Below are 13,482 nucleotides of genomic sequence, written 5' to 3' on the forward strand. Positions count from 1 at the left end.
TTAATTATTATCCATTTTTTAAAAATTATTCATGGATAATTTAGTGGTTATTCTTTTTTTCTTTTTTTAGGGTCAATTGACCCTAAAAATTGGTTTTCAGAATAGCCTTATATTAAAATATGTACTGCTTCAACATAATTTCTTCATATAAATTTTATACAATTATTGCATATAGAATGATGCTTATGGGAGGATGTTATGAGAGTTGTAAGGGATATCATAAAGGTTTATGACATGACTTGTACTTCTTGTGAAAAAAGAGTTGAAAGAGCTTTACTTAAAGTGAAGGGAGTTTTTAATGCAAAAGCAAATTATGAAAAACAAAATGTGATAGTTGAGTATGATGAAGAAGTATGCGGCAGGCCTAATATAAACAAGGCCATAAAAAACGCAGGTTACAGTACAGAGGATTCGGGAAAGCTTATAAAAATTTCAGGAGTTCTAATAATTGTGGCAGCGGTTGTACTTTTGGGAACGTCTACTTCTGGAATTGATATGAATGCAAAATTGACGGGAGCTTCATATTTTGTGCTTTTTTTGGTAGGATTGCTAACCTCCATACATTGCGTTGGAATGTGCGGTGGAATAATGCTGACTCAGAGTCTAACCATAAAAAAAACTGAAAATAAATTTCAAGCTTTAATGCCATCTCTTCAATATAATTTGGGAAGAATGGTATCCTATACTATAATAGGAGGAATCATAGGTGCTATAGGATCAGTTTTTTCTATGTCTATTCAGCTAAAAGCGGCAATACAGATATTTGCAGGTATATTCATGGTGATAATGGGGCTAAATATGACTGGAATAGGATTGTTTAGGAGCATACATATAAAACTCCCTTGGTCTAGCTGTGATGCTAAGAAAAAAGCAAGAACTCCATTTTTAGTAGGAATTTTTAATGGACTTATGCCCTGTGGACCGCTTCAAACCATGCAATTATATGCGCTAGGTACCGGAAGCTTTGGCAAGGGAGCTTTATCCATGCTGATTTTTTCAGCAGGAACAGTTCCATTGATGCTTACCTTTGGGTTCATATCTAGTATCTTGAGTGGTGGGTATACCAAAAAACTTTTAAAATTTAGCGGAGTGCTAGTTATAGTTTTAGGACTTATCATGGGTAATAGAGGACTTGCTCTTTCAGGAATAAATATAAAGAATGCATTTGCCAGTGAAAATAAGGCTAATTCAGCCGCGGCTAGCAGCTTTAAGCCAGAAATAAAAGATGGAGTTCAGATAATAAGAATGACAGCAAATAACAGTGGATATACGCCTAATGTATTATATGTTCAAAAAAATATGCCGGCTAAGTTAATTGTTACAGGAGAAAAAATAAATTCCTGCAATAATGGTATAGTTATACCTTCCTTAAATTTAGAGAAAAAGCTATCAAGCGGAGATAATGTTATAGAATTTACACCAAAGGAGAAGGATATTAATTTCAGCTGCTGGATGGGAATGATTAACGGTGTTATTAGAGTAGTAGATGACATTAAAAATGTGGATACTTCAAAGGAATCTAATACAATTCCTCCGTCTAATGGAATGAGCTGCTGCAGTCCGCAATAATTTAAAAATTTAAATAAAAAGCTGTAGGAAAGCCAATCTTATTGGTATTCTTACAGCTTTTTAATTGCGGTTATATTTTAAATTTTTCAACCAATTCCGTAAGCCTTTGGGCTAATACGGCTTGCGACTGAGATGAAGCGGCTATTTCATTTGCAGCTTGTGAAACCTGAGAGATGCTGCTTTGTATTTTTGAAGAACCGTTGGAGGATTCTTCGGCTGTGGAAGATACTGTTTCCATGGCTAAACCTATCTGTTCAACCACCTGGTGCATTTGTTTGGCTTTCTCAGCTATTTCCTCAGACATAGTGCTTATGGAATCAGCATCTTTTTGATATTGTACACCTGTCTCCATTAAAAGATTATAGCTGGGCTGTACGCTATTTAGCATGTAATCAAGTACAGATTGTCCGCTTTTAGATAAAGAATTGAAAGCTTCCTTCACCTTTAAAACTGTGTTTTGTATTTCGGATACGGTGCTTGAGGACTGCTCTGCCAATTGTCTTATCTCATCAGCTACAACAGCGAAACCTTTACCATGCTCTCCAGCTCTTGCAGCTTCTATAGCTGCATTTAAAGCCAATAAATTGGTCTGTTCTGCAATGCTTCCAATTGAATCGGCCATAAGTTTAACATCTTCTACAACTTTTCCGTCTTCTATGGCTTTTATCATATTTGCTTTTGTATTTTCATAAATAGAATTTCCTTCTTCAATATTTTTGCTGGCTTTATTTTTTATGTTTGTGGCTCTTTCGGTTATTTCTAACACTGAGTTCATAGTCTCTTCTGATTTGTTTGAAAGCTCAGTAGTGTTGGAACTCATTTCCTGAATTGATGCACTTACTTCCTCTGTTATGGCGTTTAAATCCTCAGAACCTGCTGCAATATTTGAGGAGGAATCCTCTGTAAGGTGCATAATAGAAGCTATTTCTTCAGTAGCAGAGGATAATTCCTCGCTAGAAGCAGTCATGTTTTCTGAGCTATGTCTGATTTCTTCTATCAATAATTTGATTTTTTCAATAGCGGAGTTTAAGGAAGAGGATAGCATTCCTAATTCATCTTTTGAATCTATATGAGCACTTTGGCTTAAGTCTCCATTTCCCATTGCTTCAGCTACATTCATAACTATCTTTAAGCCTTTAGAAATGATTGTTGATAACAAAAATCCAAGTAATACAGCTATTAAAACACCTACTATTAATAGACCTATGATTAAATATAAGGATGCTTTATAAGATGAATGATTTTGATTTGAGGAATTTTCAGCTTGCTTTTGATTAATTGTAACAATCTTGGATAAATCATCAGTAACAGTTTTTCTTAAATTAGATAATTTTGTGAATTCTAATTTTGCATTTTCATAATTATTATCGTCAGCGTATTGTATAACAGCATCATAAACTTTTTTATAGGAAGCTATAGCGTTTTTTAAATCTACAATTGTAGATTTTTCTTGCGAGGATAAAAAATTTTTTTCATAATCACTGATTAACGAACTATTGCTGGCTTCAAGAGTTTTTATTTCACTTTCTAATCCGCTGTTTTGGTTATTTAAATTATTCTGATATGCAATTTTTAAAACATTGTAGCGTATATCTGAGATATTGTTTTGTATGTCAGAAATGCATTGGATCGATTTAAAATTATAAGTATACATTTTTTCGCCGTTATTATACATAAGCTGCATGTTCTTTATACCTATACCTCCTACAACAGCTATAAGCACGGCGACAATAAGAAAAGAAATTATAAATTTAGGCTTCATTTTAAGGTTCTTTAGTAGCTTCATAGATATTCCTCCTAGAATATGATAGTGTGTTTGATGAAAAAGTATAATTTTATTTAATTATAACATAAAAAAATATGTAAAAATCAAATATTACATACCATTAGGTAATATTATGTAATATGTAGTTAGGAAAATTTAATAATAATTTAAAAATACAAAAAAAGAACAATGTTTTAAGTAAGTATGTATAAATGAGTCAATAATTGTATGAAAATTCATATATTAAATTGAATAATTTTAAAACTTAGTGAATATATAAAATGCAACAGAAAAAATATGAGAAGGAAAGTTTAAAATATAACATAATCTATTTATTTATGATTTCAAAGTGATAAAATATAGATGTATTTTATAATATTTGGAGTGATCACTATGCTTTCTTGGAAAGAATTATATGCGGAATGCACTAATTGTTCAAAATGCGGTCTTTATGCAAATAGGACACATATGGTTTTTGGCGAAGGGAATATGAAAGCTGAAATAATGTTTATAGGTGAGGCACCTGGTGCAGATGAGGATAGAACAGGACTGCCTTTTGTAGGAAGAGCTGGCCAGCTTTTAACTAAAGGTTTGACTTCTCTTGATTTAGTAAGGGGAAGGGATTATTATATATGCAATGTTTGTAAATGCAGGCCTGAAAATAATAGAACCCCCCAGGATGAAGAAGCGGAAGCATGTCTTCCATACTTAAGGAATCAAGTAGCACTAGTAAGACCTAAAATAATAGTTGCTTTGGGAGCAACTGCTATGAAATTTGTTATAGATAAAGATTGGAAGATTACTAGAGATAGAGGAAAATGGATAGAAAGGAAAGGCTTTTATATGATGGCCACTTTTCATCCAGCTGCAATCTTTAGAGATGAAAGTAAAAAAGCTTTATTTTGGGAAGATTTAAAAAGCATTAAAGAAAAATATATAGAAATCTGTAAATAAGATAATAAATTTTGGAAGGAAGATGTGCAATGGACAAAAAGGTTTTTATTGAAAATAGAAAAAAGGTATGGAACAATATTGAGGATAATTCAATTATAATACTTTTTTCTGGAGCAGCACCTAAAAAAAGTGCTGACGAAGCTTATAGTTATACCCCAAATAGAAATTTTTATTATAGCTGCGGCGTAGATGAAGAAAATGATATTCTTCTTATAAGCAAAATAAATGGTATATATGGCGAAACAATTTTTATACATAAACCTGATTTAGTTATGGAGAAGTGGATAGGAAAATGTTATAGAGATCATGAGGTTAAAGAAATATCAGGTATAGAAAATGTAGCATATTTAGAGAGCTTTTCCTCAGCGCTTAACAATAAATTAATTCAAGGAACTGTTAATAAAGTTTATCTAGATTTAGAAAGAGATACTTGGAAGGATAAAACTACTGAACCGCAGGATTTAGCAGCTGATATAAAAATAAAGTATCCAGACATAATCATAGGAAACATATATGGAGCTTTTTCTGAATTGAGAATGGTAAAAAGCAAAGAAGAAGTGGACAAAATAAGAGAAGCTATAAGAATAACCTGGGAAGGCATCAAAAGTTCTATGAAAAATGCTAAACCAGGCATGAAGGAATGCGAAATAGAGGCTTATTTTGATTTCGAATTAAAGAAAAATGGAGTTAAGGATTATGCTTTTAAGACCATAGCTGCAGGAGGAAAGAATGCAACAGTTCTTCATTATACTGCAAATGATGCGGAGGTAAAAGACGGGGAGCTTATGCTAATGGATTTGGGAGCTCAATACCAATATTACAATGGAGATATAACAAGAACCTTTCCTGTAAATGGTAAATTTACTGAGAGACAAAAACTATTTTATAACATAGTTCTAAAGGCTCAATATGAGACTATTAAGACCATAAGAGCAGGAATAAATTATAAAGAACTAAATGCCGTTACCAGAAAAGTATATTTAGAAGAACTAGGCAAACTTGGAATGGTTAAGACAGATGAGGATGTAAGCAAATATTATTTTCATAGCGTAACACACCATCTTGGACTTGATACCCACGATGTAGGCAGCAGAGATTGCACTCTTAAGCCAGGAATGGTCTTAACTATGGAACCAGGTTTATATATAGAAGAGGAAAGCATAGGAATAAGAATAGAGGATGATGTACTGGTAACAGAAGAGGGCTGTGAAATTTTATCGCCATATATACCTAAGACTGTAGAGGAAATAGAGGAATTTCTAAAATAAGGCTCTAAAAGAACTGTAGAAAAAACTGCAGTTCTTTTTATTTTGATTTTTTATGGTAAAAAGAATAATTTACCTACAAAAACGGAGAAAATATGCTAAAACTAAAGGTTTAAGGTTATAAACCAATGCCATATAACTACATATTGCTTTTAAAGCATATTTGGCAGTTAACACATGAAAAAAATGGTAATATAATCAGAATATAGGAATAATATTTGCTGCACATTATTTCTATAAAAGATTATAGGGTGGAGGTATTTTATGGAAAATGTTGTTTTTTTTCAAGACTTCAAAGAAAATTTATTAGAGCAATACAGTGAATGTGAGGCTTATAAAAAAATATGTGACCAATGCTATTTTGATCCCCAAAAGGATCTTAAATCAGTGGAAGATATAAAAAAGGTACCCTTCGTTACTACAACTCTTTTCAAGAAATCATCAAATCTTTTTCCTAGCCTTTTAAGAGTAAAACCAAAAGAAATAGAAAAGTGGACAACCTCTAGCAGTACCAGCGGAGACCCTAGTGTAGTTGGAAGAACAAATGAAGATATTAAAGCTATAAGGAAAACAGTCGATTCGGAAATAGGAATGATTAAAGAAGACAACGATTATGAATGTGTTTTCTATCCTGACCCTGAAACTATGAGAAAATATAACAGCCAAATTATTCTTGGAAAGCCAACAGAATCGTATATTGGTAACTTCCTTCAAATGTTTGGGTGGAAGAGCAATAGTGAGTTTATGCTAAAGTTGGAGGGAAACAATTTTAATGTAGACATAGATGCGTTTAAGAAATTCATAATAGAGCATGATAGTAAGGAAGATTTGCTTGGAATTAGAGGATCCACGCTGTTGTTATACAATGCAATAGAATATTTGAAGGATAAAATGCCTCCAGTAAATTTAGGCTCTAGGACCATAGTTCATACAGGCGGTGGCGGCTGGGATGGAAAAAAGGGAACTGTTAATATAGGAAGCGTTATAGAAAGATGGAGATTCGTAGATATGGTAAGCAATTTTTTAGGAATACCAAAAGAAAATTTTATAGATACTTATTCTTTTACAGAAAATAGCCTGCCTATAAATGGTCATTATTCATTAAAATATAAGGATTATCTTTTCCATGTGTCAGATAGAGGAAAAGTTGTATTAAGAGACGTGAAGACCTTTGAAGCTTTGGACAAGCCTGGCGATAGAGGATTTATACAAATACTTAATGCCTATGGGGTAAAAAGCTTTGCAGGAGCCTCAATACTGGTAGATGATATGGGAGAAATAATCTCTACGGATAAATGTCCTGACTGTGGAAAGGAATGCATGACTATAAAAATAATTGGAAGAGTAAAGGGAGCTGAAGCAAAGGGCTGTGGAGCTACCTTAAATGTAAAGGAGGACAAAAAATTATGAGAATTGATTTTCCTATAGGTTCAAAAAGCATTGATAAAAAAGCTGGAAGTTTACAAATCCAATTGAATTTAGCAGGTGAAGAGGAGATATTAGCCTCTATAGAAAAATTAAATGGAAACAAGCTGACAGCTCATGATATTTCAACAGAAAGAAATTTGGAGATTCTGGATAAATGTGCAAGGCTATGGTTAGATAGGGAATACTCTAAGCCCCATATAGAGATATTAGCTAAGATAACTAATCAAAGTGAAGAATTAGTAAGATATGAGATAGAAGGAACCATGCAGATGCTTCTAAAAGACAATATGAGCCTTACAATTAAAGAAGAGCTTGGAGATTTAAATCTGCTGGATAGCTGGGTGGATACAAGTTATGGACATGTCCACAGACAGCCTAGAGGTACACTATTTCACAATATATCAGGTAATGCCTTTGTAGTAATCCCTATAAGCATATCCATGGGGCTTATCTCTAAAAATTGCAATTTTATAAAAGTATCAGGGGATGAGCCTTATTTTGCATATGCATTTTATAAAAGTCTATGCGAAATTGATGAAAGCATCAGAGACAGACTTGCAATATGCTATTTTGACAGTTCTAATTCACAGATATATGAAACCATAGTAAAAAATTCTGATTCGGTAATACATTGGGGAGGGGAATATTCAGGGAAAGTTATGTCGGAGCTTTGTGCAAAATATGGAACACATCTTATTATGCATGGAGCAAAAATAAGCTTTGAGGTCATAGATGAGGATGTAGAGTTGGATGATGTTGGAGATAAGATAGCTGGGGACATAACCCTATGGGAGCAAAAAGCCTGTCTATCACCAAGAATAGTATTTGTAAATAGAAAATTAGAGGTAGAAAAACTGGCTAATAATATAGCAAAATCTTTAGAAAAGTTATCCGTGATTTTTCCAAAGATGTATATGAATGAATGGAATTCTATTAAAGCTATACAGGACAGACAGTATTGTCTGCTCAAGTATAGTGAGAATAAAGAAGAAAAGGTAATTTCTTCTCAAAATGCAGATTATACCGTAGTGCTTACTGATAGGATGCCAGAGAAGAGAGACATAGATAGATGCTTCTATAGATTTATTTTTGTATGCTGCTATGAGAATACGGATGATGTAGTTCAGTATGTAAAAAACAATATAAAGGATTATCTTCAAACCATGGGGTATAACGGTGAGGATATAAGCTTTATGGAAAAGATGACTTTACTGGGAGTGAATATAATCACTAGACCAGGGGATATGTCAAGGCATTTTCCTGGCACCTCTCATGATGGATTTCATAATCTACAGGAAATGACATATGTGGTAAGTGAACAGTTGAAGTTGATAAATTATTGAGAAGGATAAATAATTATGCTATGTTTTAAGATAAGGTTGATAAAGGCTTTGGTCTCAAGGCAAGGAATATTGTGAATAAGTGTTAAAAATCAATATTTATTCAAAACAGAGCCGGTAATTATAATTTCAAAAAAAGTTGACACAATATTAATTGTGGAATAATATAGATATAGAAACGTTGAAGGGAAGAGTAGTAAGCTTTAATGTCTATAGAGAGTGGGATTAGGTGAAAGCCCATGGCAGGACGGTTTATGAATATGGCCCCTGAGTTTGCTATCTGAAAGCTTTATTAGGGTAGCCCGGTAAGCAGCCGTTAAAATGCAGGGTGATAAAAACTGAGTTTGGTACGAGGTGGAGTCACTTAGTGAGTTACTTGTTGTAAGATGAGTATGAAGTAGAGTGGTAACGCGTTTTAACGCCTCTATGTGGATTTGGTCCGCATAGAGGTTTTTTGATTTTAACGTTTTATTATTTGCTTTATACTGATTTATATTTTAACTCTGTTTTGCACCCTAATATTATATATTGGAGGTAATAAACATGAGTAAGAAAATATTTATTGGAGGAGCTTGGCCTTACGCCAACGGAGATTTGCATATAGGGCATATAGCTGCTATGCTTCCTGGAGACATTTTGGCTAGGTACTTTAGATTAATTGGAAATGAAGTATTATATGTATCAGGAAGTGATTGTCACGGTACGCCTATTTCCATAAGAGCAGCTGCCGAAAAGGTGGAGCCTAGGGAGATTGCAAGTAGATACCATGAGGCTTTTAAGAAGTGCTTTGATGATTTAGGCTTTTCCTTTGATTTGTATACAAAAACTGATAGTGAATTTCATCATGAAGAAGTACAAAATATATTTAAAAAACTTTACGAAAAAGGTGTAATATATAAAAAATCCGTGGAGCAGACCTATTGCAGTCACTGCAGTAAGTTTTTGCCAGATAGGTATGTAGAGGGAATCTGCCCTCACTGCGGGAACATTGCTAGAGGAGATCAGTGTGATTATTGCTCATCCTTGCTTGACCCTGTTGAGCTTAAGGATAAAAAGTGTAAACTCTGCGGCAATGAACCAGAACTAAGAGAGACGGAGCATCTGTTTATAAATCTTGCAAATTTTCAGGGGGAAATACAAGAATATGTAAATAAGGCTCAGGGCTGGAGAGAAAATTCTTTAGGCCTAACCCAAAGATACATTAATGAGGGCCTTCAGGAAAGAGCAGTGACCAGGGACTTACCTTGGGGAATCAGCGTGCCTATTAAAGGCTTTCAGGATAAGAAGGTTTATGTATGGATAGAGGCTGTGTCAGGTTATTTAACTGCTAGTAAATATTGGAGTAAGCTTACAGGTGAAGCTTGGGAGAAATTTTGGAAGGGTGAAGATATAACTTCCTATTATGTGCATGGGAAAGATAACATACCTTTTCACTCAATAATTCTTCCCGCAATACTATTGGGATTAGATGAAAATTATCATCTTCCAGATAGAATAGTTTCCAGCGAATATTTGACTCTTGAGGGAGAAAAGATATCCACCAGCAGGGATTATGCTATATGGGCGCCTTATATATTAGAAAACTATAATCCAGATTCCATAAGATATTTCCTTACCATAAATGCTCCTGAGAAAAGAGATGGAGATTTTTCCTGGAGGGAGTTTATTACTAGAAATAACTCAGAGCTTTTAGGTGCCTACGGAAATTTCGTCAATAGAAGCTTGGTATTTGCCCAGAAGTATTTTCAGGGAAATATTCCAGAGGGGAAAGCTGATGAAAATATAAAATTAAAGCTTAAAGAGCTTTATGGTATAATTGGAGAGGATATAGAGAATGCAAATTTAAAAGGGGCGCTAGAGAAAATATTTGAATTTGTAAGGGCTTCAAACAAGTACTTCGATGAAAATAGACCTTGGATTACAATAAAGGAAAATGAAAAAATATGCAGTGATACTATTTACAACTGTATTTTAATCATAAGCAATCTTTCAAATCTCCTGGAGCCATTTTTGCCCTTTAGCTCAGAAAAAATAAGGGGCTTTCTAGGGATAGAAAATGCTAAGTGGGATTATATTGAGCCTGAAGCAAATACTAAAGTAAATAATGTAGAAATATTATTTGATAGAATTGATAAGAAAAGAATAGAGGAAGAGACTAATAAATTAGCTATTAAAGCGAAGGCTTAGCCTTCGTTTCATATAAAGATACATTGGAGGAGAAAAAATGAGTAAAAAACCATATTATATTACAACACCAATTTATTATCCATCTGCAAATCTGCATATAGGTAACACTTATACAACCGTGGCAGCAGATGCTTTAGCAAGATATAAAAGATTAACAGGCTACGATGTAATGCTTCTGACTGGAACAGACGAACATGGTCAAAAAATTCAGAGAATAGCAGAACAAAAGGGAGTTACTCCAAAGGAATATGTAGATGAAATAGTAGCTGGCATAAAGGATTTGTGGAAGCTTATGGATATAAGCTACGACAGATTCATTAGAACTACTGATGAATATCACGTAAAAGCTGTTCAAGATATAGTAAATAGACTCTATAAGCAGGGAGATATTTATAAGAGTGCTTATGAAGGCTTGTACTGTACACCTTGTGAATCCTTCTGGACTGAAACTCAGCTTGTGGATGGAAAGTGTCCTGACTGCGGAAGACCAGTAGAAAAGGCAAAGGAAGAGGCTTACTTCTTTAAAATGAGCAAGTACGCAGATAGACTTATAGAATATATAGAAAGTCACCCTGATTTCATTCAGCCAGAATCTAGAAAGAATGAGATGCTTAATAATTTCTTAAAGCCAGGGCTTCAGGATTTATGTATTTCAAGAAGCTCCTTCAATTGGGGAATTCCAGTGGAGTTTGATCCTGGCCATGTTATCTATGTTTGGATAGATGCTCTTTCAAACTACATAACTGCTTTGGGCTACGGCAATGATGCACACAATGATTTTGAAAAATACTGGCCTGCAGATGTACATCTTGTAGGAAAAGATATTATAAGATTCCATACAATTTACTGGCCAATAATGCTTATGGCTTTAGGACTTGAGCTCCCTAAACAGGTATTTGGTCACGGCTGGCTGCTAGTAGATGGAGGAAAGATGTCCAAATCCAAGGGAAATGTGGTAGATCCAGTGGTTTTAGTAAATAACTTCGGAGTGGACGCAGTAAGATATTATCTGCTAAGCGAGATTCCTTTTGGGGCTGATGGACTATTCAATAATGAAATATTTATAAAGAAAATAAATTCTCATCTGGCTAACGATCTTGGAAATTTAGTATCAAGAACAGTAGCTATGATAGATAAATATTTCGAAGGCATAATACCTGCTCCTACATCAAAGGAAGAGCTAGATAATGAGCTTATAGCTTTAGCTTTAAAGACACCTTTAGAGGTAGATAAGGCTATAGACAAACTTAGGATACCAGAAGCTCTTGATATTATTTGGGATTTAGTTGGAAGAGCTAACAAATATATTGATGAAACCGCTCCATGGATACTTGCAAAGGATGAAGCTAAAAGGGAAAGGCTTGGTACAGTGCTCTATAATTTAGTAGAAGCTCTAAGATTTGTAGCAGCCTTAGTTTCTCCATTCTTGCCAACTACGGCTAAGAAGATAAATGAGCAGTTAAATATAGAGCTGTCTACTTGGGAATCTTTATCTGCTTTTGACGGAACCAGAGCTGGTACCAAAGTTAATAAGGGAGAACCCATATTCCCAAGAATAGATGTGGATGCAAAGCTTGCGGAGCTTGATGCTATAAGAGAAGCTCAAAAGAAGGCTTTAGAGGAAGCTAATAAACCTGCTATGAAGCCTATAAAAGAAGAAATAACCATAGAAGATTTCGAAAAACTAGATTTGAGAGTGGCTAAGGTTATTGCTTGCGAACCAATCAAAGGAGCTAAGAAGCTTTTAAAACTAAAGGTAGATTTAGGCGGAGAAGAAAGACAGGTAGTTTCTGGCATAGCACAGTACTACAAGCCTGAAGATTTAATTGGAAAGAGCATCGTCCTAGTGGCAAATCTTAAGCCAGTAAAACTAAGAGGAGAATTATCACAGGGAATGATACTTGCAGCAGCAAATGATGATGATTCACAGCTGTTTACAGTTACTATACCTGGAGAACTTCCAACAGGAAGCGAAGTAAGATAGGTGTAATGATTAAATAAAGTTAGAACTTCCATTGAGATTAAAAAGATAATACTAAGCTATAAAACTCGATATACCAAGTAAAACTGGGAGTATCGAGTTTTTTTATTTATAATAAAGGACTATGAGGAAAATAATCATATTTACGAAAGGATGCTTACTATAATAAACTCTAATTTAGACTATTATTTATAAAAACCAAATAAGAAACACTAAAAATTAAATAAAATCCCCAAATTTACAGTTAAATAATTGAATTTATGTTAATATTAAATTGTTAATCGATTACAAATTTTATTTTGAAAGGAGTTCATTATTATAAAATTAAAAAAGTTATTATTTATTTCTCTCTGTATTGCGATACTCTTCTGTGGTTGTGCTTCAAAAAAAGACAGCAATCCCTTGCCAATTAAAACGGAGAACATAAAAAAAATTGAGCTTCATGGATTAAGTGGTGGATACAAAATAGTTAAGGATGAAAATGACATTAAAAAGATAGAAGCTCTAATTAATACAGTAAAAATTAAGGGAATATGCAAAGAAGATTATTTTGGAATGGGATGCGGCGTGCGTATAACCTATTCAGATGGTAAAGTGTTAAATTTTGCCTTTTTAAGTTCTACTGTAAACTACGCTAATAACGGTTCTCTTTCTTGTTATTACATCGATAAAGATATTGTTGATGAATTAAAGTCTTACTATGATAAATTATAATTAAATTTGATTTAGGGTCATATTTATAAAGACATCCATATGAGATATTCTTATGTGTAAAAATTTAAAAAATAGGCTATGTTTTAAAAGGATGTTGATAAAGACATTTTTCGTAAATGAACTCTAAGGGCTGCTTTGTTATAATTGGCTACCAATTTTAATGCGCCATCCGTGGCGCTAAAATTGCTTTGCCCGTCCTGGGCAAAATTACGCCAATTATAAGTCGCAATCCCTAAGAGTTCCTAGAACTCAAACGATAATATCAACATTTTAAAACAT

Annotated in this window: 8 protein-coding genes, 1 pseudogene and 1 other annotated feature; of the genes and pseudogenes, 8 read left to right on the forward strand and 1 reads right to left on the reverse strand. The window is 33.8% G+C overall.

Going from position 1 to position 13,482, the window contains the following annotated elements; translation table 11 throughout:
- Nucleotides 1-198: 198 nt before the first annotated feature.
- Nucleotides 199-1,560, forward strand: a pseudogene (locus tag IAI10_RS23680) (sulfite exporter TauE/SafE family protein); the annotation flags it as partial.
- Nucleotides 1,561-1,639: 79 nt separating this feature from the next.
- Here the strand turns inward: IAI10_RS23680 and IAI10_RS23685 are convergent.
- A complete protein-coding gene (locus tag IAI10_RS23685; RefSeq protein ID WP_315675787.1) occupies nt 1,640-3,355 on the reverse strand; it encodes a methyl-accepting chemotaxis protein in 1,716 nt (571 codons plus the stop codon).
- A 372-nt stretch (nt 3,356-3,727) separates the two neighbouring features.
- On the opposite strand from IAI10_RS23685, the gene IAI10_RS23690 reads away from it, so the two are divergent.
- The 7 genes from IAI10_RS23690 (at nt 3,728) to IAI10_RS23720 (ending at nt 13,203) form a co-directional block, all read left to right on the forward strand.
- Nucleotides 3,728-4,288: a uracil-DNA glycosylase gene (locus IAI10_RS23690; RefSeq protein WP_315675788.1), complete on the forward strand. Its 561-nt coding sequence runs from the start codon at nt 3,728-3,730 to the stop codon at nt 4,286-4,288.
- A gap of 29 nt (nt 4,289-4,317) precedes the next feature.
- Nucleotides 4,318-5,556: an aminopeptidase P family protein gene (locus tag IAI10_RS23695; protein ID WP_315675789.1), complete on the forward strand. Its 1,239-nt coding sequence runs from the start codon at nt 4,318-4,320 to the stop codon at nt 5,554-5,556.
- Between the two features lie 261 nt (nt 5,557-5,817).
- Nucleotides 5,818-6,963 carry an acyl-protein synthetase gene (locus IAI10_RS23700; protein WP_315675790.1) on the forward strand — a complete coding sequence of 382 codons (1,146 nt, stop codon included), beginning with the start codon at nt 5,818-5,820 and terminating at the stop codon, nt 6,961-6,963.
- Nucleotides 6,960-8,324: an acyl-CoA reductase gene (locus tag IAI10_RS23705; RefSeq protein WP_315675791.1), complete on the forward strand. Its 1,365-nt coding sequence runs from the start codon at nt 6,960-6,962 to the stop codon at nt 8,322-8,324. Before IAI10_RS23700 ends, IAI10_RS23705 begins: the two co-directional genes overlap by 4 nt.
- 169 nt (nt 8,325-8,493) lie before the next feature.
- Nucleotides 8,494-8,750, forward strand: a binding site (T-box leader).
- A gap of 114 nt (nt 8,751-8,864) precedes the next feature.
- Nucleotides 8,865-10,508 carry a methionine--tRNA ligase gene (gene metG, locus IAI10_RS23710; RefSeq protein ID WP_315675792.1) on the forward strand — a complete coding sequence of 548 codons (1,644 nt, stop codon included), beginning with the start codon at nt 8,865-8,867 and terminating at the stop codon, nt 10,506-10,508.
- A gap of 37 nt (nt 10,509-10,545) precedes the next feature.
- A complete protein-coding gene (metG, locus tag IAI10_RS23715) occupies nt 10,546-12,492 on the forward strand; it encodes a methionine--tRNA ligase (protein ID WP_315675793.1) in 1,947 nt (648 codons plus the stop codon).
- A gap of 399 nt (nt 12,493-12,891) precedes the next feature.
- Entirely contained in the window at nt 12,892-13,203 is a 312-nt protein-coding gene (locus tag IAI10_RS23720; protein ID WP_315675794.1) for a hypothetical protein, read from the forward strand.
- Nucleotides 13,204-13,482 lie beyond the last annotated feature (279 nt).

The sequence above is a fragment of the Clostridium sp. 19966 genome (genome assembly GCF_032335695.1).
Lineage (GTDB): Bacteria > Bacillota > Clostridia > Clostridiales > Clostridiaceae > JACTOJ01.